Source organism: Euzebyella marina (genome assembly GCF_014855515.1).
Classification (GTDB): domain Bacteria; phylum Bacteroidota; class Bacteroidia; order Flavobacteriales; family Flavobacteriaceae; genus Euzebyella; species Euzebyella marina.
Genome location: NZ_JACYFK010000005.1, coordinates 164,955 through 190,622, shown reverse-complemented (window position 1 = coordinate 190,622; position 25,668 = coordinate 164,955). Strand labels below are relative to the sequence as shown.

Below are 25,668 nucleotides of genomic sequence, written 5' to 3'. Positions count from 1 at the left end.
AGTTAATTTAGTTTCATTAGTTTACTTCATATCTAACGAAGGCTTCGATAGCAGCATAGTCTGAAAGACCTAGGTTGCGGTATTTTTGCGCCGTATCTCTGTTGCGCTCTTCCGCCCTCATCCAGAATTCCCTAGCATCATCGCCTTGGAACATTACACCATCTTTTTGAGATTGGTGACAGAAAATGGCGTAGCGTTTTTTCAAGACCTGATCAGGACTCATAGGAACCGCCATTTCAATTTCGTGAATGTCCCATTCGTGCCAAGCACCTCTGTAAAGCCATAGCCAACAATCGTTCATGAAAGGTTCTGATTTTAGTCTTCTCATTGATTCGAAAACCGCATCAAGACATACTTTATGGGTGCCATGCGGATCGGCCAAATCGCCTGCGGCATATATTTGATGTGGCTGTATTTCTTTGATGAAATTCATCATGATTTCGATATCGGCATCTGATAGGTTATTCTTTTTAATGGTTCCTGTTTCATAGAAAGGAAGGTCTAAAAAATGAACGTTTTCATCAGGAAGCCCCAAATATCGGGTAGCGGCATACGATTCGCCTCTTCTGATATTGCCTTTTAATTTTCTTACTTCAAGAGTATCAAAGCTACTTTCTTTCTTGGCCTTGATATCGTCAATGAGCTTCTGGGCCTCGTCGGAATAGCTAATGCGTTTAGAGATGCCTGCGTAGCGAAGGGCATCGGCATCTGAAACGGCAATATTACCCGAGGTCTGGTAAGCGACATGAACTTCATGCCCTTGCTCGATCAATCTGTCAAAAGTACCGCCCATAGAGATTACATCGTCATCAGGGTGTGGACTAAAGAGAATGACTCTCTTCTTGGCAGGTTCGGCTCTTTCTGGGCGATTGGTATCGTCTGCATTCGGCTTTCCACCTGGCCAGCCTGTAATGGTGTGCTGTAATCTGTTGAACATCTTAATATTGAGGTCGTAAGAGTTCTCGGTTGCCAAAAGGCCGGACATACCATTATCGTTATAGTCTTTATCGGTAAGGCTAAGAATTGACTTTTCGGTCTTCCCGCAAAGCCATACAATTGCCTTAAAGGTTAGGTTTTCCGTCCAATCTAAAGATTCGTCGACCAACCAAGGGGTTTTGTTTCTGGTTAGTTCACTACCTGCTCCTGTATCTAAAACGAACGTACAGTTTTTATGTTCTTGCAGGTATGTGGCAGGAACCTGTGCTGAAATTTCTCCTTCTATCGTTTTTTTGATGATATCTGCCTTATTCTGTCCCCATCCTAAGAGAACAATTCTTTTGGCACTTCGAACCGTGGCAATACCCATTGTGATAGCCTTTCGGGGTACATTGTCAATTCCTAAAAAAGCGGGGGCCGCGTCTACACGGGTAATGTGATCAAGAGTAATAACACGCGTGCCAGAGTTGTAGTGTGAACCAGGTTCATTAAAACCAACGTGCCCGGTTCTACCAATACCTAGTAATTGAAAATCGAGTCCACCGGCCTTTTTAATCGCTTTTTCGTAAGCTAGGCAATAATCGATGACATCGCCCCCTAAAATAGTACCGTCAGGTATGTGTATATTTTCTGCAGGAATATCTATATGATTAAACAGGTGTTCATGCATGAAGTACCAGTAACTTTGACGGTTATCTTTTTCCATAGGAAGGTATTCGTCAAGATTGAAGGTAATAACGTTGGAAAAACTTAGCCCATCTTCTTTGTGCATTCTCACTAACTCTTCGTAAACTCTTATCGGAGATGAGCCGGTAGCCAGACCTAACACACAATTTTTATTCTCTTTTTGTTTTTTCTTGATAAGTGTGGCAATTTCTTCTGCTACTTGTATAGAAGCTCTATTAGAATCTGAGAAAATTACGTTGTGAATCTTTTCAAATCGTGTTTCTTCAAATTGACCTACAGGGCGGTATTCAATAGAAGAGCCATTTTTTTCCAGAATTGTTTTCATTTTTATTGTTCTTAAGGTAGAGGTTTATTTAGCTGCAAATATAAGCAACGACGCCTAATAGTTGCTGTTTTTTGCTTTTTAAATTGCTGTTTTTTGCATTTTTAATGATTTATTAACTTTAAACCAGAAAAAAACGGCATTCGATAATATTGCATATATTTGTGCGGCTAAAATTTAGAATTCATTGACGCTATGTTAAAGGAAGAGCGACAACAAACCATCTTAAACGAGGTTGAACTGCACAACCGAATCTTATTGACCGATATTGCCGAAACATTGGATGTTTCTATAGATACGGTGCGTCGTGATGTAAAAGAGCTAGACGCTGAAAATAAATTACGTAAAGTACACGGAGGTGCCGTATCGCTGGGTTTTACTAATAGCAGTACACGAAATCAAAATGTATATAAATTAGAGCAGAAGACTAAAATAGCCCAGAAAGCACTTTCGTTACTTAAACCGGGTGCCGTTATCTTTATAGATGGAGGTACAACTTGCTCGGAATTGGCCAGATTGATACCTCCGAATTTAGAAATAACATGCTTTACACATAGTCTTCCGGTAGCCTCAGAACTGCTTAACAAATCAAATGTGAATGTAATTATAGTCGGAGGACAAGTTTCTAGTGAATCTCAAACCACGATAGGGGCCAACGCCATTCATAATCTTTCTGAAATCAGGGTTGATTTTAGTTTTATCGGTACAGGGTATGTTGACTCTTTTTACGGTCTTACCGAATTTGATTGGGACATTGTTCAAGTGAAGAAAGCGGTGATAAAGAGCTCAAAAAAAACGGTACTTTTATCCATATCAGAAAAACTGAATTCACAACATCGTTACAAAACTTGCGATATTAATGCCATCAATACGATGATAACCGAGCTAGAGCCGGAAGATTCGCTATTGAATTCTTTTAAAAACCACGATATACATATTTTATAAATACCATGGACTATACCAAGATTACCGAAACCCCATCGAACCATGACGATTTAGAGTTGTTAGAAACCAACTCTATTTTAAAGAAAATGAACGAGGAAGACCAAAAAGTGGCCGTTGCCGTTTCAGAGGCTATTCCTCAAATCACGAAATTGGTCGATGCGCTGGCCGAACGATTTGAAAAAGGAGGGCGTCTTTTTTATATAGGGGCGGGTACAAGCGGCCGTTTAGGTGTACTCGATGCTTCTGAAATACCACCTACGTACGGTATGCCACATACAAGGGTAATCGGTCTTATAGCTGGAGGCGATATTGCCATTAGAAAATCGGTCGAACACGCAGAGGATGACACTGAACAGGCGTGGAAAGATATGATGGCGTATGAGATGACCGAACTTGATACGGTAGTCGGTATTGCCGCTTCCGGTACAACGCCCTATGTGTTAGGAGGCATTGAACAGGCTAAAAAGAACGGACTTTTAACCGCAGGAATAACCAACAACCCAGGTTCGCCGTTGGCGAAAAATTCCGATATACCTATCGAGATGAACGTTGGACCTGAATTTGTTACGGGCAGCACGCGTATGAAGAGCGGAACATCTCAAAAACTAGCCCTAAATATGATTTCTACTGCCCTGATGATTAAGATTGGAAGGGTAAAAGGGAACAAGATGGTCAACATGCAACTAAGTAATAACAAACTTGTTGATCGTGGCGCACGCTATGTCGCAGAAGGGTTGGGAATACCTTATGAGAAAGCTGAATCTCTTTTAAAGAAGCATGGCTCGGTCAAAGCAGCTATAGAAGCGGGTTCTTAATCTATTTTGAAATGGCCTCTACCTCGTCTGTAGTGACCAATTTGCTCGACCAATTGCCCCACGAGTTCATAATGTAGTTCATTACATCGGCAATCTCACTATCATCCAATCCCATGGGTGCCATTACGCTGTTATAGGTAACGCCGTTGACGGTCAATTCGCCTTGCTGGCCGTACTTAACCCCGCGGATGCTGGCTTCACGGTTTTTCTTTAAATAATCTGACATGGCAAGGGGTGGGAAAGTATTTGCTACTCCCTCGCCATTTTCTAAGTGGCACGTCACACAGAAATCCATATAAACAGCTTCGCCACGTGCCATACTTTCTTCTAAATCTGCCTCTTGCGCCTGAACTGTCGGTACAGCACAAAAGATTAGAAACAACAGAATGTTTAAAAATTTCATAATGATACTTATGGTAGTAATGGAACCTTTAGAAAAGAACTTTACTAGCTTTTTGGTACTAGTTTATAAACACCTTTTCCTTCTACTGCTACATAAATTAGTCCGTCAGGCCCTTCTTTAACGTCTCTTACTCGACCTATTTCGGCCATTAATTTTTCTCTGTCGGTAACTTTTTCTCCTTCAACTACTAATCGTTCCAAATATTGAAATTTTAGTGACCCAACAAGAATGCTTCCTTTCCAGTCTCCATATTTATCGGATGTAACAAATGCCATGCCACTCGGGGCGATACTTGGTACCCAATAGTGAAAAGGTTGTTCCATTCCGTCCATTTCGGTTTTATCGGTTATAGGTGTACCACTATAATTGATACCATAAGTTATGACCGGCCAACCATAGTTGGCACCTGGTTTTATAATGTTGATTTCATCACCACCTCTCGGACCGTGTTCATTATCCCATATTTTTCCGGTTTCCGGATGTTTAGCTAGGCCTTGTGGGTTACGGTGCCCATAGCTATAAATTGCTGTTTTGGCACCATCTTTACTAACAAAAGGATTGTCTTGGGGTATTTTGCCATCATCATGAAAACGATAAATTTTGCCGCCATCCCTAGTTATATCTTGTGGGTTTTCATCTCTGGCCCCGCGCTCACCAATTGAAAGAAAAAGATAGCCTTCATTATCGAAAACGATTCTAGAACCGAAATGCTGACCTTTGGTTGTGTTGGGGGTCGCTTTGTAGAGTAATTGCTTTTCGACCAATGCATTATCCTTTAGCTTAGCTCTCATAAGAGCGGTGTTTCCACCTTTTTCATCTCCTTCCTCGGAAGAATATGAAATATAGATCCAACCATTATTGGCATAGTCAGGATGTGCCTCAATATCCAAAAGTCCGCCTTGCCCTCTAGTATAAACTTGTGGTACTTCTTTAACCTTGGTTTTGGCACCGTTTTTAAAATGAACGATTTCGCCTGATTTCTCGGTCACCAGCATACTGCCATCCGGTAAAAAGGTCATTCCCCACGGAATTTGCATTTCATCGATCAGTAATTCAGCCTCAAAAGGAGTGGAAGAAGGGTCACTAACTTGGTTTTCAGGGTCTTGAGCACAAGATGTGTAAAAGAAAACTAGAGTTGAACAAAGTAGAAATACACTATTTTTCATGGATGTACGTTAAAAATAATATTAATGTATGCTTAGCGGATAAATATAAAGAGAATTTATAAGTATAAATAATTACATCTTAAGAATAAATGCTCCCCAAACGCAGCTATTCTTAATACCTAAGACTTAACCTATGTTCCCAAAGAAAATGCGGCATGTTCTTCTTGCCCTACTGTTAATATCATTTTCAGTAGTCGGTACTACGGCCATCGCCAATCCTAAAGTGTATACCTTGATCTCCGAGGTTGCCGAAAAGGTCAAGGATGCTGTTTCTCTAGAGAAGACCTCACAGCGAGAAACCGAGTCTAAATTTCTCGTCAATACCCAAAAGAACAAGAAATCAGGTAAGGCTGTCAGCGCTCCCATGTTCACGACCATAATTCAAGGAGCCGATGAAACGGTAAGCTGTACCAACGATGGGGCCACCGTTGCAAGGTTTATTCTATGCGGTGACTCTGATGATAGAAACATTACACTCTCCGGAGGGCCTTACGGAAGTGTTTCATGGCAACAGTTGACCGGGGCCACCCCGAATACGAATGTAGAGTGCCCTGATTATACATCGGCCTACACAGAGGTGCATAACGGTTCATCTTTCAACCTAGACGCCAGTACTATCTCAGCAGCGAACGGAGCCGAATTTAGGGTTCAGGTCAATGGGGGGCAATACTATTATTTTGAAGTGGTAAAAAGTACCATTACCCAAACCTATACTAAAAAAGATTTTGTTTGTAATAACCCGGGTCGTATCGAGATTACCGGTCTTCCCAATAGTTATCAATTTAGAATTCGCGAAGGTGCGAATCCGTTCGGGCCCTACCAATCATCTTCTATATTTGATAACCTAAACCCTGGATTATACCAAGTACAGGCTAGGTTGAATATCTCTGGCCAAGTATGTGAATATTTGTATGAGGTCATTGAAATAGAAGAAGTTGAAATCGAAATCGATGTAACCTTTACCAATCCGGTATGTAGTGGGGAAACAGGAAGTATCGACGTAACCGTTAATCCGGAGGTACCTGGGCCTTATGTATATACCTTATTAGATGAGAACGGTGCCGAAATTGAGTTTACTTCTACAATTTCAAGTAACACCTATACATTTGGGGCAGTAAGCGAAGGTACTTATGCGGTAAAAGTTGAAACTAATGACTGTCATGAGGATATTCCTAATGGCATTCCGGCTCCGATACAATATACAGACGTAAATGGTAATCCTATTACCGTTGGTGTAGGATTGAGTCCAATCGAGGTGATTACCGATACCAACGGAATGAGTTTCGGATGTTCGACCATTACCAGTGTAGATATCGACGTAACGCCTTCTGGTGGTTCCGGAAACTATAGCTATACTGTTAGCGATGGTGGAAATTCTGGAGGATTTTTCACAGGTACTAATTCTTATACGGTAACTAGCCCTGGTACATACACCTTTTATATAACGGATGACCAAGGTTGTACAGCCGAAAAATCTGAATACGTGGCCGAACTTGATCCGCCCGATGTAACTGCTGGCCCTATTACCGGTACCTGTACCAATGGGGGAGGAAAAGTAGATTTCGCCATTAACGACCCACGAGGTTTCAACTTAGAATTCAGGGCGACCAATAATGCTGGTGATCCCTTTACCACATCGTCGACCATACCAGTGGCCGATGGCACCTATAATATTGTAGAGGTAAGGTATTCTCAAGGTGCATTTTCGTGCGTTCTGGCACTTCCATCGGTAACAGTAACTTCCGAAGGAGGCTTGAACGGTTCGGCCAGCTTAACACAAGATTATACTTGTAACAATGGTGGGGCAATCATTGATTTTGCCCCCGCTAGTGGAGGTTCTGGTTCTGGTTATGAGTATAGTATTGATAACACCAACTTTCAATCTGGCACAAGTTTTACAGGACTGGCATCAGGCACCTACATACCTTATATAAGAGACGATTCAGGATGCTATCAGGCTCTGTCACCTATTACGGTTTCTGAACCGGTTCCACCAACTGCTATTAACTTTGTTCAAGACAATTTAGATTGCGCCACAGGAACCAGTAGGGTAACTATTGATGTGCAACCTGCAGGTTTTCCAGTTGCGCAATATGAAATCATCTCCTCTAATCCCGCAACGGCATTGCCTCCTGCTCAGGCAAGTAATGTGTTTAACGGACTTAACTTAGATACTTCGTATCAATTTGAAATTACCGATACCGATGGGTGTACTTACACAGCCAGTTTTACCACGGGAGGTATCAGTACTATACGAGCTAGAGTTAAATCTGGAGGGGATCGAAGAGTTTGTCCCGCTGCCACTGATGGCGATGGAGCATTCTTGGTCGATGGGTTTGCCACCGATTATGATTATGTGGTGAACAGAACTGCACCGACTGCTGCCATAATAACAAGTGGAACGAATAGTTCGGCGTTTGAGATACCAATTTCCGGTTTAGGAGCTGGTACTTACGAAATTACGGTAACCGACAACGATACCAACTGTACATCGACAGCATCTTTTGATGTGGAAGAAGCTGCTACTCCTTTGAGTATTACCGCTGATGTGACTGATATGAGTTGTCAAAACAATAATATTGGTAGGGTTCGAGCCAATGCTGCCGGAGGATTCGGTAGTTATAGGTATGAACTTCAGTGGCCATCACCTCCAGGAACCCTACAGGGCCCAAAAACTGGGCGTACTTTTGGTAGTTTAACCGCCGAGGGCACCTATACATTAACAGTTATAGACTCCGAGGGTTGTACTGCCTCAACCACTTTTACCTTAACAAGTGTAACAGCGCCATCCATATCATTTGATAGTGCCGACTATTGTTATTCGGCTACTAACGATGCCGAAATTACGGTTTCTTCAACTGCAGGCTCTGCACCATTGACCAGCCATAGATATCGAATTAATGGTGGACCCCTGCAGACGCCAGGTACACCGGGTACTTACACCTTTACCAACCTTGTTCCGGGTAATTACATAATTCAAGTAGTCGACGGAAATGATTGTATTGCCCAAACGACGTCTGTAAGAATACCTCCTCAAATTCAAGTAAACTTAGATTTGGTTACTGAAATTCCTTGTGGAGGAGACGGTGAAATGGAAGTGACTGTTTCCGGAGGAGATATCTCAACCCTAAGTTCCACTTCATACACCATCTACAAAGACGGAATTGCTGTACCAGGGCAGACAGGAATTAATATTCCATCAAATCCATTTAACTATACTGTACCCTACGGTGAGCACGGTGTTTATACCGTTGAAGTAACCGATAATAATTCATGTACCAATACGTCAGAAGGGTTGACCTTTGCTGAACCTACAAATATTGCCGCTACAGAGCGAATAGTGGGCCCAAGTTGTGGTGATCCTAATAGCGGTTTTGTAGAAATTATTCCAACTGTATCTTCTGGTGTTCCTCCTTTTGAGGTGGTTTTCGCTCCTGCGGGTACATTGGTTCCGGATCCTAATAATCCTGACCCTACAAATACTTATAACTTTTCTTCACAAACTGTTTATTCAGGTCTTGCAGCGGGTAACTATGAGTATCTAGTAAAAGATTCAAGAGATTGTATTACTGCGGTAACACCCGTGACGGTGACTACCGACCCCAACCCAACACCCGATGCTACGGTAGCGCCTATTGATGCTACGTGTACTTCTGGTGATCTTTCCGGTGGGGTGACTGTTAGTTTACCAACCCCTGGTGTTCAGAATTATACAGTTATTATTGAGGATAACTTTGGAAACCCTTATGTGACTCAAAATAATGTAACGGACGCGGACTTTCCTTTGTCGGTAACTGATCCAAGTCTGATTCCAGGTGATTATCAGGTGATTATCATTGATTCTCGAGGATGTAATGATATTGAACCCGTGACCATCGGAACAACCAATCTTGATATAATTCCTACCTATCCAACACCCCCTGCCTTCTGTACTCCTGGTGGAAGTACAGTATGTGTTGAAATAGTGAATGGAACAGGTCCATATGAAATACGATTGGCCGATCCCGACCCTCTAGTAGGCTGGGTCTCACCTAATACTACAGCTACTAACCATTGCTTTAGCAATTTGCTATGGGGTGCTTCTTATACAGTAGAAGTAAGGGATACATCTACAGGTTGTACATATCAAGAAGTGATCACTTTACCCAACGGACCTGGTTCTGCTGTAGATTTGACGGTCGACGGTGCCACATGTAGAAATGGCGATGTAGGTATCAACTATAATATTACGTCAGGTACAGCACCTTACGATGTTATTATTACCAATTTAGAAACAGGAGAAGAGGTTTACAATGTAACCAACTCCTCTTTAACAGCTCTAGCAAGTGATTTGACAGTGCCTCAAGGCAGGTATGGAATCTCGGTAGAAGATGCTAACGGTTGTTCTAGCGGAGACGAAGACGAAGCGGTTATCAACATGCCACGGGTAGATATTATTGATAACCAAAATGCCAACTGTAATGCTCTCGGTCAATTGACTGTTAGGGGAAGCGGCGGAACACCTTTTGCTACTGGTAGCCCATACTTGTATGCTTATGTTCCCGCTGGTACTCCTGTTGATACTGACGGTACCCTAACACCTGCAGACCCATCTGATGATTTCAGTGATGCCTCTACAGTTTCCTTGCCGGGATCACTGGCACCTGGTACAGATTATGATATCTGGGTTATCGATGCGAACAACTGTTCTTATCGTGTATCTGCAGCGGTGATTCAGCTGAATCCTGATTTACCGGCACCGACTATCAGCGTAGACAATCAATGTGATGTAACTACACCATCAGGTGGTTTCCAAATTACATTAGAAATGCCAGGTCATATAGAGACACCGACATTTACTTTGAATGGGGTTAGTCAAACACCTGCTTATACTCCAGGTACACCTACACAAGCAATATTTTTTGTTAACAATATTGGTTCATATCCGGTACATGTTATTGATGCCAATGGGTGTGATGTAGATGATGTTGCCGAAGTGTTCCAAGTTCTTTCAGCATCTGGAGGCTTTAGTACCGAACCAAGTTGTGAAGAAAGTGATGGAGTTGTTACAATTACGGCCAATGGAGGTAGTGGTGATTTCACTTATGTTCTCACAGGAACCGATATGTTTGGTTCTCCTGTAAGTATTACCGACCCTGATAATGATGGTATTTTTCCGAATATCCCTCCGGGAGATTATCAAGTGGAAGTAACCGATAATCAAGTCGATGATGGTGTCAACAATTGTACCTTTTTGGTCGATGACATTCTTAGAACAGCCCCAACTTCGCCAATTATTGACGATACGGGTGCAAGTGATGTTAGTTGTAATGGGGTTGGAGACGGAAGTATTTCGGCTTCTTTGCAAGCAGGAACCGATATTGATGGAATTAGAGAATTCAATTTATATACGACCACTTTGGCTTCAATGCCATCAGGTCTTGACACCTCTGGAAGAACCGGTACAAATGCTTCAGGTACTTTCTTGAACTTAACTCCGGGCACTTACGTAATTGAAGTTGTTACCGACCGCAGCTGTTTTGATAGAGAAGAAGTGGTTATCAACGAACCACCACCATTTGAAATCGATGTAACGGCAGGTACACTTGTCTGTAATCCGGCGGCAAATCAGTTTAGTACAACGAATGTAACAGCATCCATCGTGGGTGGTAATGTTGGCAATGGTGGCCCTTACGGCTATAAACTAGACCTTGCCGATAGCTACCAGTCGAGTCCGACATTCGAGATAGTTGATACGGGTTCTGATCAAGTCATTACTATTTATGCCATAGATTCAAATGGTTGTGAATTCAGTGATTCGGTGACGGTTTTGGCTCCAAATACGGTAACCGCAACTATTACACAGATTTCTCCTATGGATTGTGAAAATCCTGAAAGGATTAGAATTGACGTAACAGGCAGTACCAATTTTATAATTGAAGACCAAGGTTTCTCGGTAACGCCGGTTTCAAGTGTTTCTCAACCAAGTGGTTCTTTTGTTGAATTCGATTTGCCAATGGTTGCCGGTGAGTACAATTTACAGGTAAATGATGTGGGAGGCTGTACTTATCCGATAACCGCCTATGTCGTTGCAGAACCTATTCTACCTACGGTTTCCATTTCACAAAATGACCCAGTTGGTTGTTTTGGCGCTACTGATGGTGAATTGACCATTGATGTAAGCGGATATACGGGAGTTTATGAATACTTCGTATACGCTGCCAATGATCCAGGGTTCAGTGGCGGTTCCTTCGGTACGCCGGTCGCAGGTAATTCAACCGGAACAATCGACACTGCTGTAGATGGTAACCCGGCTGTTATAACCGGTCTGGAAGGTGGTAATCTTCGTGTAGTAATCCGCGAAATGGGCATGACAGCTTCAGCTTGTAATGTATTCAGTAATATGACTACCGTTCAAATGCCTAACGAGCAACTTCTCATAACGACTATGGACGAGGTCGGAAGAGTGGGGTGTAATGATGATTTAGGTGAAATTATCGTTAGTACTCAAGGAGGATGGGATAATGCCCCTTATGAATACCGATTAGAGTACGAAAATCCAGTAGGTAGCGGCTTTGCACCGCATTCTAATGCGGCCTACGCAACATTTGCTGCCAATGGAAGTAATGATAGGTTTACGGGGCTTTCGAGTGGCAATTATCGTGTAATAGTAAGAGATACAGAAGGATGTGAACACTCTGAAGAACTAGAGCTTTTACCGGTTGCACAAATCGATGCAGAGGCCATTATAACAAGAGAGTTGGAGTGTCCTCAAGGTAACGACGCCGTGATTGTGGCCGTTGAGCCAGGAACAACGAACCCTGGTGCTATTGGAGGTGTGCCAGGCGCCGGATATCAGTATCGCTTGTTGCATTTGGGCAGTTCTGATAATACCGATGTGGTATCTTCAACAGGGTATCAAAGTGACCCAGAGTTTGTGGGTACGGCCGGAACGGGAGTTATTCCTGGTGGATGGTATGCCGTAGAAGTGGTTTCAACTATGAACTGTAGCTTCGTAACTCCTCCGGTTCAGGTCATTCCGCCGCCGCCAATCAACCCGGTATTGATTCAAACTTCGGTACCAGCATGTGGTAACATCGCAACAATGATGATTCGTGTGAACAATCCGCAGGGTGGCACTTATGAATATAGCGTAAATAATTCTGGAGGACCATGGTTGCCAATCGATGAGACCGATGTCAACGGATTGCCGGTTAAGACCAATATACCGGGAACCATTGGTAACTCATATCGTTTCGAAGTTCGAAAGGTGGGTGGCTTGAGCTCATGTTTGGCCCGAAAAACCAATGGTATTACTATTACAGATGCAGAGCCTTTAAGTCTTGATCCAACATCGCCCACTTTTGATGTTTCGTGTGCGTACGAGGTAGACGGTAGAATTGAGGCAGTTGCTAATGGAGGTACGGGTATTTATGAATTTAGAATTTATAATTCAGACCCTGGTTCTGATGCTTTCGTGGCTGAATCGTTGCCAACCTACAATAACTTGCCGATGCAAGACTTTGGTACCTTTGAGAACCTTGATGCGGGTGATTACTGGATTTCCGTGATTAGCCGTGCAAACTGTGGTGTTGTGCAAGGACCATTTACTATTGCTCCGGCGGAACCTGTGACTATTGATTATAGTAGTACTCCAACATCTTGTTTTGGTGAATCTGACGGTACGATTACTATGGAGGTTACCAGTGCGACCCCAGGGCTCGTGAAGTTTGCTATCGAACCGAACTTGAGTGAGTTTTTCTCAGATCCTGATAATCCGTTAACATATACCTTTACCGATTTGGCAGCTAATACCCCGAGTAATCCGTCTTATACGGTTTTGGCCCAAGATGCAGAAGGTTGTCCACAGACATTTGAAATCGTGGTGACCGAACCCGATGAACTGGAGGTTACCGACGTAGTTACCTCACCGGAAACCTGTATAGGGTTTGCCGATGGTACGGCTCAGATAACAATTGCTGGAGGCACACCGTTCGTTGATCCTGTGACCTTTGAAACGTATTATGAAACAAGGGTTATCGGTCCAAATTCAGATGGTACCGAAGTGTTCGAGCGTAACGATAATCTTTTCTTTGATAACTTAATAGGTGGTGAAACCTACATAGTTTTCATACAAGACGCCAACCTCTGTGATACAGACGTGTTGATACCTATTGAAATTGGTGTTGATTTAACAGCTGAACCTATTGTTCAATATGGCTGTGAAGGTATCTTCCCTAATAGTACGGCCAGAGTTGAAATGCAAGATTCAAGTGTTCTTCCTGATCTGTTGTTCGCTTTGAATCCTGTTGATCCGACCGATGCCATTACTTCTTTAGCGACCACAGATCGTGAATGGGGAGATTTACCAGCGGGTGACTATACTGTTTACATCTATCACGAAAATGGTTGTACTAACTTTGTGGAGTTCAGTATCGAAGGGTATGACCCTTTGACCTTGACTGCCGAGAAAACTGGTCCGAATGAAATCACGGCTATGGCCGAGGGTGGCTTCGGAGGCTATGAGTTCTTCTTTAACGGACAATCGTATGGCGATGTTGGTATCTACACCACAACCGATAGCGGAACAGTTGAAATTCGAGTAGTGGATGATAATGGTTGTGAAGCGGTAGCGGCAATACCATTTGAGTTTACTGGAATGCTTGAAATACCAAATTTCTTCTCTCCGAACGGTGATAATGAGAACGATTTTTGGGCGCCGGGTAATCGAGATTTCTTCCCGAATATTGAGGTTATTATCTATGATCGTTACGGTCGTGTGGTTGCCGAGCTAGATCAGGTAAGTAAATGGGATGGAACTTATGAAGGTAAAGAGCTTCCGACGGGTGATTACTGGTACGTCGTTAACCAAAATGATGATCGTGATATAAGATATGTCGGTCACTTTACGCTCTACAGATAAATTTTAAAAACTAAATCTTGAACGGATGCCAAAGGGCATCCGTTTCTTTTTTGTACCTATTTTTATTTCTTTGTACTTTAACGTGGTTGCGGTTTTTCCCCAAATCATCATCTATGTTGAAAACAAGAATTCTAGTATTGCTCCTGATTTTAGTATTGTTTGCCCAAGGTTGCGCTTCGCAATCGTCTTCACGTCTCATTGATGCAAGACAAGAAACGGTTACTAAAGAAAATTTTGACTATTATCTTTATTACCCAGAAGAATATGAAGATGAGCCGGATAAAAAGTTTCCGTTATTACTGTTTTTGCACGGGGGAGGAGAATCTGGTGATAGCTTGGTAACCGTAAAGCGAAACGGACCACCAAAATTGATTGCCAGGGGCAAAAAGTTTCCATTTTTGATACTGGCACCTCAAAATCCACACCGAAAGAAATGGTGGAATACCAGGGCTTTGGCCCAACTTCTTGACACTATTGTTGAGAATAATAGGATAGATAAAAACAGGTTACTGCTTACAGGCCTTAGTAGGGGTGGAGGAGCGGCATGGGAGATGGCCGTTCAATATCCTGAAAAATTCGCTGCATTAGCTATCGTTTGCGGTATGGCCCCGGCGCCCTATGCCGCATGGATTGACAAGAAAACTTCCATTTGGGTTTTTCATGGCACAGAAGATGAATCGATACCCATCAGTGAGTCGGAAGAGATGGTCGGTAAGCTGAAATCGATGGGCTATGATGTTCGATTCACCAAATACCCTGGAGTTGGCCACGATTCTTGGGTGCAGGCATACAATACCGAAGAACTTTACGAATGGTTGATGCAACAATCACGAGAGAATTTAAACTAAAACGATTTAATCCAACTCAATTAACTTATGAACTTCATCAAACTTTGGCTTGTTTTTATGGTATTTGCACCAATGCAGCTCCAAGCAAAAACTGACCCCATGCTTAAGACTAAAAAGAAACGTCGAAATGTCATCTTTATTTTAACCGATGATCATAGGTATGACTACATGGGGTTCACTGGTAAGGTTCCGTGGTTGGAAACCCCAAATATGGATAAGCTTGCCTCTGAAGGCGCTTACTTTTCCAATGCCTTTGTTACTACTTCTTTATGCTCCCCCAGTAGAGCATCAATTTTAACAGGTCAATTTTCACATAACCACACCATCGTCGATAATCAGGCGCCAGATCCCGGTAATCTCACCTATTTTCCCCAGTATCTCCAAAAAGCAGGGTATCAGACGGGTTTTTTTGGAAAATGGCATATGGGCGACCATGGTGATGAACCCCAACCAGGTTTCAGTCATTGGGAAAGTTTTCCTGGCCAAGGCGTATATTACAACCCCACCCTAAATATTAACGGCGAAAGAGTTGCTTATAAAGATTCTACCTATATTACCGATTTACTTACCGATCACGCTTTGGAGTGGCTTGACAATCGGGATAAAAAGAAGCCTTTCTTTCTCTACCTTTCACATAAGGCGGTACATGCCGCATTTAAACCTGCGCGCCGGCATAAAGGCAGGTATAAGGGCAAACAAATTGCCTTGCCATCAACTTATGACCAAACCAAAACAGGAAAGTATAGAGATTTGAAATGGCCCCAATGGGTCGCTGATCAACGGGTCAGTTGGCATGGGGTTGATTATATGTACCATGAGAATCGTGATATTCACGAAATGGTGGTCGATTATTGTGAGACTCTTCTGGGGGTGGACGAAAGTATAGGTAGCGTAATGGAGTGGTTAAAACAAGAAGGCCTAGACGAATCTACGTTAGTAATATATATGGGTGATAACGGCTTTAGTTGGGGCGAACATGGCCTTATCGACAAGAGGCATTTTTATGAGGAATCGGTAAAAGTACCGCTATTGGTTAGATGTCCTGATATTTTTGAGGGAGGAGTGAAGCCTAAAGCTATGGTACAGAATATTGATATTGGCCCAACCGTTTTAGCCGAAGCCGGTGTTCAAAAACCTGAGCATATGCCGGGGGTTTCATTTATTCCAATCCTTTCAGGGGAAAAGGAGTCATCAAGAAAAGAAGTATTCTATGAATATTTTTGGGAATACGATTTTCCAATGACACCAACAGTTTTTGGTATGCGAACCGACAAATACAAATACATGAAATTTCAGGGTATCTGGGACCGAAACGAACTATACGATTTGGAAAATGACCCTGATGAAATGTACAACCTGATTGCCGATCCCGACAAACAGGAAATCGTTAAAGAAATGTCTACAGCTATTTACGATTGGTTAGAAGCTACTGACGGCATGCAGATACCATTAAAAAGAACCATTAAATATCGTTACGGCGATTATAAACACCCTAATGAGTATTGAAAAAGCCCCAATTTGGGGCTTTTCTTCTTCTTCTTTGGAGGATATCTTTTTAATCTTCCAATGTTCTGGTCAATTCGCCATTATTATTGAATAATTCAACTTTTCGAATCGATTCGGAAGGCTCAATATAACGACTGGATTGCGACTGAAAAGTAGAGCCCCAATAGAATTCGCGAATTTGTGTCTTTCCGCTAGAAAGGTGAAGTATTGCTTTCACTTCGTTGTTCTCTAGGCGAATAAGTTGTTTTTGAAGTTTAATGTTCGGCTCAAAAGTTCTTAGGGAGTCATTGTTTTGTGAAGCAATAATTAGATTACTAGAATTGGCAATATTTAGAGATGCAATACTCTTTCCATCACGCGGTACAAAAAAATGACTTTTCTCTAATGGTAGGGTGCTGAATTTGCCTTTCCCATTATTTTTTAATGACACGCCGACAAGGGCATCTGCGGGACCTTGTTGCACCTCCATGCCAAAGTCATTTCCAATGAGGAATAAATCGATGTTTCCGTCAGATTCGAAATCGTAGGGCAGAATGCCATAAACTGGAGCAAGTTGTGTTTCGACAGGTAAAGCATGCATTTTGAATTGACCATCGCCTAGATTCTCAATCCATGAGGTTTTCATATAATTCATAGATAGAACGGTAGCATCATCCAAAAGGCCATCAGAAAACATTTCAGGCAAGGTCGATTCTCCAAAATCTCCAAACGAATTGAACTTTTTTCGAATGCCTACGTATTGCTTGGTTACATCTTGCCACGGGTGGTACAAATACTCTTTTTTCACACCGACGCTATCCCGTAAGAAATAAGAAATTAACGGGTCTACTGTTCCGTTGTTATCCAGATCCTTTGCATATACCCTGACCGGCTCATCTTTGGTCGCTTTAAAATTGATGTTTTCACCCACATTGCCCGCGATATAATCTATATCTCCATCATTATCTATATCGGCTGAGGCCAAACTATTCCACCAACCAAGATAGTTGGCCAAGCCTGTAGATTCAGTAATCTCTCTTAGTTTCCCTCTGTCATTTTTAAAGAATCTCAAAGGCATCCATTCACCGGCCAAAATTAAATCAGGCCAAGAATCACCATTGAAATCCGTCCACAAGGCATCACTGATCAGCCCAGGATATGATAATTCGGTTGCTATTTCTTGAGTGACATCTGTAAATTTAATTTCATCGCTAGAACTATCGTTACGCAGTATGTACGAACGGTCAGCTTTTGGGTAGGTAAATGGTAATACCCTGCTTCCTACAAAGAGATCAAGATCGCCGTCTCTATCAAAATCTGCGGCTTTTACCGCTGAAGCGTTCGCCTTCATATGGGGTAAAGCATTATCCAACTGTTCAAAGTTGCCTTTGCCATCATTGATCATGAGCAAGTCTTGATAATAATCATGACCCTCAGGGTACTGGGCACAACCTCTGGCAATGTACAAATCTAAATCACCGTCATTATCTGCATCAAAGAGCAAGGTACCTGCATCTTCCTCCTCCAATTTTTCAGATTTTTTGTAGGCGACACCTTCTTGTTTGAAAGTGCCATCTTTTTGTTGAATAAACCATTTTTGTTCAAAGTTTCGGCTGGCTGCCACGAACATGTCATCAAGGAAATCACCGTTTATATCACCAATCGCTATGGATGGTCCGTATTGTGAAAACTTATGGGGTATGGTTCTTTGAAAGTTGAAATCGATAAAGTCATGATCTCTGCTTAAATGTTCTAAATTATACTTCTTTCCAACATTTTTTAATATCGCCTGATTGTTTTGAGTAATAGAAGACTTGGAAATGGTTTTGCTTTCGTCATAAGAAATAGTAAGCAATGTATCCATACCGAAATTGGTAACAATCTGTTTTAACCCATTTGGCCATGTTATCTGCAAACTGTCTATTTGGTCTTTCGTTCCTAGGCCAAAGTGAAGTATATTTTCTGGTTGCGATAAATACCCCCGCCCAGATAAGAGCATTTTTTTCTGTCTTATACTATCGGAAAAAATTTCTACAAATGTTCCAATAGCAGCAGGATTCTTATTTGATCCCTTTAAAAACACTCTTAAGAAGTGGTTGGCACCATCTAATTCTTGTGTATGGTTTTCTAGTAGAAGGGCATTATCATTAATATTATTGACTACTAGGTCTAGGTCACCATCATTATCTAAATCTCCATAGGCTGCTCCGCTCGAATAAGTCGGGAAGTTAAGCCCCCATGAAGCGGTAACATCATCAAACTGCAAGTGACCAGAATTTCTAAACATGAAATTTGGAATTTTTATTTCAGGAATAGCGTCAATAAGTTTTTGTTTACTTACTAATCTGCTGGCGGCGGCCTTGAAATCGCCAAAATCTCTGTCCGTTACGTCTTTGGGGAATCCGTTTGTGATAAAAAGATCTTGCAATCCATCATTGTCGTAATCGGCAAAAAGTGGTGTCCAACTCCAATCAGTTTCTTTTACATTGGAGTGCATTGCTATCTCTCCGTAAATGGGGAGACCGGTATCGGGGTTGACCCCTTGGCTGGTCTGTAAGGTGTTGCGGGTATATTGTTTTTCGTAATCGTACTTTTTTGTAAAAATCTCTTTTTGGTAGCTACTAGGCCCTTGAAAAAGTTTCTTTCTCTTGTTATAGTAAGGCTGCATTTCTGTAGTATAGAGCTCTAAAGTGCCATTATTATCTATATCGGCTATATCGCTACCCATTGATGATAGACTGAAATGTTTGAACATCTCTCTTGCTCTATTGGTAAATGTGCCATCATGGTTATTGATGTAGACCAAATCGTTACTTAAGAAATCATTCGCTACATAAATATCTAACCAGCCGTCTTGATTGAAATCATTAATGATGGTGCTGTGACTGTAGCCATGGTATTTAATTCCGGCCTTATCTGAGACATCAATAAAGACCTGTTTTTGAAGGCTGTCATTATAGGTGTTTTCATAGAGTTTGTCCTTGCTTAGTGATGTACCGTCATCATCAAGTGGTCTAAACTGGGTAGGATCAATACCTTCAATTCGATTAACCCCGATAAAAAGGTCTAGATCGCCATCTTGGTCAAAGTCAAAAAATTGTGCGTGTGAGGAGTAAGTATCATCTGCTATTCCATAAGTTTCCGCCTCCTCCTTGAAATACGGAACACCTTCTTGGTTGTTACCTTGGTTGATATAGAGCAAATTTTTTCGTAAGTGTTCTTCTTTCCTAAAAGTATTACATACGTAGATATCAAGTTTGCCATCAGTATTGATGTCAATAAGTGAAACACCTGAAGACCATTCAAGCGTATCTCGCTTCTCTATTTTTGATTCAAGGGAAACATCTTTGAATTTAAGATTGCCCTTATTTAAAAATAACTTATTTGAAACTTGGTTTCCTGCAAAAAAGATGTCATCTAAGCCATCACCGTTCAGGTCTCCTAGAGCGACTCCGGCACCGTTGTAAACGAATTCGTTATCGATGATGTTTATAGAGTCGTTCTCAGTAAGTTGATTGTTGAAAATAATACCTGAATCTTTTGAATCGACCAAACTGAACCTAGAAGTAGGCTTTTTTTCTTTACAGTGGATGAACGCGAGGCATGCGAAAATGTAAAAACCTAGCCTTACTTTATTCGTGAATTGCTTCATCTAGTAATATTATCGAAATTAAATTGAAAGTTTAAGCAAATATGGCAAAGCCTCTGCAAGAAACAAAAAAAGCCACCCCAAAAGGGGCAGCTTTTTATAAAAATTGGATTTGATTAATAACCAGGGTTCTGAGTTAGTACTCCAGGTTGTAAATCTAGTTGAGTTTGTGGAATAGCTCTATACTCATCTTTGCCAGGTGTAAATTGAGCACCGGAATAAGCACTTTGTAAATATTGTACTTCGTAATCAAGATATTCATTGATTTCTTCGTCAGCAATACCCCAACGAACTAAATCAAAAAATCTGTGTCCTTCGCCTGAAAGCTCAAGTTTTCTTTCGAAATATACTGCCTCTCTTGCAGATTCAGGAGTTGCAAATTGCGATTCGGGATATTCGGCAATAACATAGTTGGCGGCATCACTACCATCATCGTTCTTGATCCAAAATTCTGAGTTTGCAGCCCTTGCCCGAACTAAATTTACATAAGTTCTTGCTTGTTCTAAGGTTCCAGCTTCTATTTCTGCTTCCGCAGCCATTAAAAGTACATCGGCATAACGAATGATAGGATAATTCATAGTAGCGTAACCCCTTGTCCATGAGCTGGTATCAGTAAATGATCCATCTTGACCGGCATAGTAAACAAATTTCTTAGGAGAATAAGGGCCGCCATAGCTCTGAACACGAATCCAAGCTTGACCAGGGTGAGGTTTCCAACCTAAATAGGGGATATCTCTTCTACCTATAGAAAAGTCAATTCTTGGGTCTAAAGGACCACTGTCGGGCGTAAAATCAGCAGTGGAAGCAACACCCATATCCGTAACAAGTTCATTTTCGGAATCTCTATAAGATTTATCAAGAAGTGGTAAACCTTCTGGAGTAGTTCTGAAAGAGTTGGCCAATTCAAAGCTAGGTTGAAAGAAACCACAGCAATCACCTGGCCCTTCAACACCTGTTAGATATGGATAGTTCAAGTCATCAAACCAGTTTGAGTTATTTACACTTCCTGTGGCATTAGAAGATTCGACATCCATAACTGTTTCATTATGATTGTCATTTTCTGCATTAAAAATCTGTGGATAGCTAGGTTCTAAAGCGAATTTTTCACCATTATAGTTAACGCCGTTAGCTATAAAATCGTCGAACCAATCTTTTGCTTCGTCAAATTTGCCCTGATATAGCTTTGCTTTACCCATATAGGCGGCAGCGGCCCATTTGTTTACCCTTCCTGCATCGGTTTGTTCGGGCAAATTATCATAGGCAAATTGAAAATCTGCCTCAATTTGGGCCCAAGCGTCTCCATTATTCGGAATGTTCGGAATTTCTTCTGTTGGCACATTTTCATCAAAAACAACTATATTATTAAATTGCTTCTTCAAATCAAAATAAAAGTGACCTCGCAACATTCTTGCTTGTGCTTGAACACTGGTACTTTTCTCCGCAGTCAGAACATCTATGTTTTCCGCGACTGTTCTCAAAACTACGTTACAGCGATTTACTCCTTCATACCGAGCTTTCCATAACTCATTAACTTCAGCAAAAGTGGCATCAGCTTGAAACCTTTGAAAAGTAGCTAAATTAGCCCCATCACCAGGATCAGTACCTTTATTGGCATCACCTCCTAGTATAGATCCAGTTAACCAATTATTCGGGGTAGAACCTCTATTTCCTGTAAGATACCCATTCAACATTGAGTATGCACCAATCAATAGTCCGTCAATTCCATCGGCAGTGCTTACTTGGGCGTCCGCTAGTACACCAGTAGGAGGGACCTCCAAAAACTCATCGCTGCAAGACGAACCAAAACCAAGCATGGTCACCAATACAATTATCAATCTGTTAGTATTTCTATTTGTTTTCATAACTATTTTCTAAATATATCGTTTTTATATATGATATTATCATGATTATTTCTTATCGATTAGAGATTATATACCAATTTCAAAGTTAATCAGATATTGTGGGGATACTGGATAATTCCCAATGTCAATACCGAAATTGGTATCAACACCACCGCCCACACCGGGATCGATACCGCCATAGTTAGTTATCGTCCAGATATTATTGGCCGCTAAACCTATTCTTAGTTTTGTAAGGCCTAGCCTTTCGGTTAAATCTCTGAAGTCATAAGAAAGAGCCAAACGTTGTAAGCGCACGTAGGTGCCATCTTCAACATACCAAGAATTGCCAACGGTATTGGTACTAAAATTAGAAGCGCTTTCCCACCGAGGGGCTACGGCATTATTACCAAGTTCAGGTGTCCACGACTTGAATGCAGCTGTACCTTTCGCAGCTCCTTCGAATGTTCCATAGAAATCGGTATACCATTTGGTTTGGTTCCATATTTCGTTACCGATAGAAGTGTACCAATAAGTCTCGAATTCTAATTGCTTGTACTTAAGGTTAAGGGTTAGACCTCCAGTGAAGTCAGGAACAGGGCTTCCTAAAAATTTCCTATCGTCCGGAGTAATTCTTCCATCTCCATTTACATCTTCATACTTAAATCGCCCTAGACCCTGTCCATCTTGAGCGGGCACAGTCTGGCCTTCTTCGTTGGTATATACATTGGCATCTACTTCGGCCTGAGAATTAAAATAACCAATCACATTATAGCCATAAAAGGCAGAAAGCGATTGCCCGACCGCATTTCTTGTAGCAACGATATCTCTAACTGCTGGTCCGTCAAAAAATTCGAGTCCAGGAGCCAAAGAGACAATTTCATTTTTTAAGAAAGCCGCTGTTACACTTGCTTCAAAAGTAAAATCTTCAGTTAGATTGCCCCTGCCAATGATTTCAAAATCAACACCTTTGTTGGACATTTTGGCAATATTTACTGAGGGCGCTGCTGCAAAGTTACCAGTTACTCCAGGTAAAGGCAATTGATAAAGTAGGTCTTCAGTATCTTTTTTCCACCAATCGAAGATAAATTCAAGTCTATTGTTAAACAAACTTAAATCAAAACCTATGTTTGTAGATGTACTCGTTTCCCATTTGGCATTTGGATTACCAATTCGGCTAGCTGCAAAACCTTCATCAGCGCCTGAGGCCTGACCTGTTGTTTGATAAAAGGTTCCAGCCCTATTAGAGGCATACAAAGAATATTGATTGTTAGGGTTTACATTGTTGGAATTTCCCATTTGGCCCCAACCACCACGTACTTTTAAATCTGAAACAAAATCTTGGTTTTGCATAAATGGTTCAGCGATTACCCTCCAAGCACCGGATACGGCAGGAAACACCCCGTATCTGTTGTTACCCCCAAAACGGGAGGCACCATCTCGACGAAGTACGCCTGTCAGATAATACTTTTCATCAAAATTATAATCAAGTTTACCAAAAATGGAATAGAAGTTAACACCTTTAAATTGGCTACTGTTGACCACAGGGTTTTGTACAACGCTCAGACTTTGAAAATCAACATCAGTTGAAAAAGGGTTGGTGCCTGATCCGTTAATATTTCTACCTTTACCGGTATTTAAGGCTTCAACGCCTACCAAAGCTTTAATTCTGTGTTTGCCGAACAATTTGTCATAACTAGCTGTATTAGTGAAAGTCCAGCTAAAAAAGTAGCTACTTCCTTCACTATAGCCATTGTTTGCTTGAGGCTCTGCATCTCCAAGATATCTATAGCTATAACCCACAAAATGAGAATTATTATAGCTTCCTCCTAGGCTCGAGCGCAACGTTAACCCATCGATAGGTTTTAAAAGCACATAAACATTTCCGGTTCCACCGATTCCGTAAGCTTGATCATTTCCATCATCATTTTTTAGAACCCTCACAGGGTTTCTAGGGTTACCGAAACCTGCCGCTTTCGTACTGGCAAAACTTCCGAATTCATCATAAACGGGTATTATTTGAGACATACGAATAGCATCTGTAATACGGGATTCGTCATCTGCGCCACCGATACCGCCTTCACCACCAAAGCCGCCAGTTACAGACCTATAGGTTGCCTGAAAATTCTCACCGATGCTTAACCAAGGAGCAATATCCCATTCAGAATTAAATCTGGCCGTATACCTTTCAAAATCATTGTTTAATAATATACCAGCTTGAGTCTGACCTGATATACCAGTGTAAAAGCGACCGTTGTCAGTACCGCCATTAAAACCTACAGAAAATCGGCTTATGGGGGCAATTCGGGTAATCTCTTTATACCAATTGGTTCCAGCTAAGTTCGACTTAATCAAGAAAGTGTTCTCTGGGTCATTTTCGTAATTTTGAGCTATCTGGGCAAAATTGATTTCACTGGCGGACACGCCGTTCAGACCATCTGCATACAAATACTCAGGTAATACCGGTGTTGGATTGGATCCGTACTGAGGGTGATTGTATTCTACTGGATCACCACTTACTGCAGCATTGTTTTCGTAGGCAATATGAGTATACCTCGCTTGGTCATAAGGGCTTAGGGTTTTTATTGCACCATTAGAATTAGGGTCGCTTACACCACTAGAAATGTTAATTGTCATTTCAGTTTTGCGTTTACCTCTTGAACCAGATTTAGTCGTATAGACAACAACCCCGTTCGCGGCTCTAGCACCATAAATAGAAGCTGCCGCCGCATCTTTTAGAACTGTTGTAGTCTCGATGTCATCAGGGTTTAAGAATTCAGTGTTTCCTACCGGTAGACCATCAACTACATATAATGGTTCATTACCACCGAAAGCACCAAACCCTCGAATTCTAATTTGGCTAGTTGTACCTGGTTGTCCGTTTGTTAAGACAGTTACACCTGCAACTCTACCTTGTAACTGCTGTTCGACGTTACCCGATGGTATGGCGGCTAATTTTTCAGCTTGAACAACGGAAACCGCAGCTGTGGTCTCACGTTTTGTTTCGGTTTGATAACCCGTAACAACCACCTCGTCTAATTGAGCTGAGTCTTCCGCCAACGTAATATTAATACTTGTTTGACCATTGACGGCTACCTCTTGTGATTTGAAGCCTAAATAACTAATGACAAGCGTAGCTTGCGAATCGACTTCTAAACTAAATTTACCATCAAAGTCGGTTTGGGTCCCGTTTGTGGTGCCTTTTTCAAAAACATTGGCTCCGGGCAGGGGAACACCTTCACTATCTACAACAGTTCCTGATACGGTTGATTGAAAAATACTTACCGAAACACTAACTGTTGGTTCAGGATTCGCTAAAGTCACTTGTGACCCCAGCATAAAAATCGAAAAAAGTCCTAATCCTGCTAGGGAAAATCTCCCCTTGGACTTTAACGAATTGTAATCGCATTTTTGATTCATAATACGTGTTGTTTGTTAGTTTTAATTGAGTCTAGTTTATAAGCCAATCGCTAAAATTACTTTTGGTAAAAGTTAACAAAAGCCTAAAACTTGAGTAATAATAACAAAATTTTATGAATCATAAAGATGATAATTGTGATATTTTGATTTTTGGAAAGTTTAAATTTTCTCTATTAATTTATTGAATTCTTTCAATACGCTGATAATACTGGTTTTGTACTATTTTAAGGGATATATTTTTGAGGATATCAC

At 41.5% G+C, this 25,668-nt stretch carries 11 protein-coding genes; 5 read left to right on the top strand and 6 right to left on the bottom strand.

Annotated features, from left to right (window positions below):
• Window positions 1–16: 16 nt before the first annotated feature.
• Window positions 17–1,948, bottom strand: coding sequence for a glucosamine-6-phosphate deaminase (nagB, locus tag IL356_RS18035; protein ID WP_121849491.1), 1,932 nt, complete (start codon window positions 1,946–1,948; stop codon window positions 17–19).
• Window positions 1,949–2,140: 192 nt separating this feature from the next.
• Between nagB and IL356_RS18030 the strand changes: the two genes are divergently transcribed.
• Window positions 2,141–2,890, top strand: a complete 750-nt coding sequence (locus tag IL356_RS18030) for a DeoR/GlpR family DNA-binding transcription regulator (RefSeq protein WP_121849490.1) — start codon at window positions 2,141–2,143, stop codon at window positions 2,888–2,890.
• Window positions 2,891–2,895: 5 nt separating this feature from the next.
• Window positions 2,896–3,705: an N-acetylmuramic acid 6-phosphate etherase gene (murQ, locus tag IL356_RS18025; protein ID WP_121849489.1), complete on the top strand. Its 810-nt coding sequence runs from the start codon at window positions 2,896–2,898 to the stop codon at window positions 3,703–3,705.
• A gap of 1 nt (window position 3,706) precedes the next feature.
• On the opposite strand, the gene IL356_RS18020 is transcribed toward murQ, so the two are convergent.
• Complete coding sequence (locus IL356_RS18020) at window positions 3,707–4,108, bottom strand: c-type cytochrome (protein WP_225621551.1); 402 nt, start codon at window positions 4,106–4,108, stop codon at window positions 3,707–3,709.
• Between the two features lie 44 nt (window positions 4,109–4,152).
• On the bottom strand, window positions 4,153–5,274 hold the full coding sequence (locus IL356_RS18015; RefSeq protein ID WP_121849488.1) for a PQQ-dependent sugar dehydrogenase: 1,122 nt from the start codon (window positions 5,272–5,274) through the stop codon (window positions 4,153–4,155).
• A gap of 133 nt (window positions 5,275–5,407) precedes the next feature.
• Here IL356_RS18015 and IL356_RS18010 point away from each other — a divergent pair, with 133 nt between their 5' ends.
• The 3 genes from IL356_RS18010 (at window position 5,408) to IL356_RS18000 (ending at window position 16,530) form a co-directional block, all read left to right on the top strand.
• On the top strand, window positions 5,408–14,176 hold the full coding sequence (locus IL356_RS18010; RefSeq protein ID WP_121849487.1) for a T9SS type B sorting domain-containing protein: 8,769 nt from the start codon (window positions 5,408–5,410) through the stop codon (window positions 14,174–14,176).
• A 113-nt stretch (window positions 14,177–14,289) separates the two neighbouring features.
• Entirely contained in the window at window positions 14,290–15,024 is a 735-nt protein-coding gene (locus IL356_RS18005; RefSeq protein ID WP_121849486.1) for a carboxylesterase family protein, read from the top strand.
• A gap of 99 nt (window positions 15,025–15,123) precedes the next feature.
• On the top strand, window positions 15,124–16,530 hold the full coding sequence (locus IL356_RS18000) for a sulfatase family protein (protein WP_225621550.1): 1,407 nt from the start codon (window positions 15,124–15,126) through the stop codon (window positions 16,528–16,530).
• 49 nt (window positions 16,531–16,579) lie between these two features.
• On the opposite strand, the gene IL356_RS17995 is transcribed toward IL356_RS18000, so the two are convergent.
• The 3 genes from IL356_RS17995 to IL356_RS17985 form a co-directional block, all read right to left on the bottom strand.
• The gene (locus tag IL356_RS17995) at window positions 16,580–20,161 is read right to left on the bottom strand and encodes a VCBS repeat-containing protein (RefSeq protein ID WP_121849485.1); all 3,582 of its coding nucleotides are present in this window, start codon (window positions 20,159–20,161) and stop codon (window positions 16,580–16,582) included.
• Window positions 20,162–20,274: 113 nt separating this feature from the next.
• On the bottom strand, window positions 20,275–22,020 hold the full coding sequence (locus IL356_RS17990) for a RagB/SusD family nutrient uptake outer membrane protein (RefSeq protein WP_121849484.1): 1,746 nt from the start codon (window positions 22,018–22,020) through the stop codon (window positions 20,275–20,277).
• A 66-nt stretch (window positions 22,021–22,086) separates the two neighbouring features.
• The gene (locus tag IL356_RS17985; protein WP_225621549.1) at window positions 22,087–25,335 is read right to left on the bottom strand and encodes a SusC/RagA family TonB-linked outer membrane protein; all 3,249 of its coding nucleotides are present in this window, start codon (window positions 25,333–25,335) and stop codon (window positions 22,087–22,089) included.
• Between the last annotated feature and the right edge of the window lie 333 nt (window positions 25,336–25,668).

Excerpts from the sequence above, each read along its gene's own strand:
- nagB (WP_121849491.1), bottom strand. The coding sequence starts at position 1,948 with ATGAAAACAATTCTGGAAAAAAATGGCTCTTCTATTGAATACCGCCCT.
- IL356_RS18030 (WP_121849490.1), top strand. The coding sequence starts at position 2,141 with ATGTTAAAGGAAGAGCGACAACAAACCATCTTAAACGAGGTTGAACTG.
- murQ (WP_121849489.1), top strand. The coding sequence starts at position 2,896 with ATGGACTATACCAAGATTACCGAAACCCCATCGAACCATGACGATTTA.
- IL356_RS18020 (WP_225621551.1), bottom strand. The coding sequence starts at position 4,108 with ATGAAATTTTTAAACATTCTGTTGTTTCTAATCTTTTGTGCTGTACCG.
- IL356_RS18015 (WP_121849488.1), bottom strand. The coding sequence starts at position 5,274 with ATGAAAAATAGTGTATTTCTACTTTGTTCAACTCTAGTTTTCTTTTAC.
- IL356_RS18010 (WP_121849487.1), top strand. The coding sequence starts at position 5,408 with ATGTTCCCAAAGAAAATGCGGCATGTTCTTCTTGCCCTACTGTTAATA.
- IL356_RS18005 (WP_121849486.1), top strand. The coding sequence starts at position 14,290 with ATGTTGAAAACAAGAATTCTAGTATTGCTCCTGATTTTAGTATTGTTT.
- IL356_RS18000 (WP_225621550.1), top strand. The coding sequence starts at position 15,124 with ATGCTTAAGACTAAAAAGAAACGTCGAAATGTCATCTTTATTTTAACC.
- IL356_RS17995 (WP_121849485.1), bottom strand. The coding sequence starts at position 20,161 with ATGAAGCAATTCACGAATAAAGTAAGGCTAGGTTTTTACATTTTCGCA.
- IL356_RS17990 (WP_121849484.1), bottom strand. The coding sequence starts at position 22,020 with ATGAAAACAAATAGAAATACTAACAGATTGATAATTGTATTGGTGACC.
- IL356_RS17985 (WP_225621549.1), bottom strand. The coding sequence starts at position 25,335 with ATGCTGGGGTCACAAGTGACTTTAGCGAATCCTGAACCAACAGTTAGT.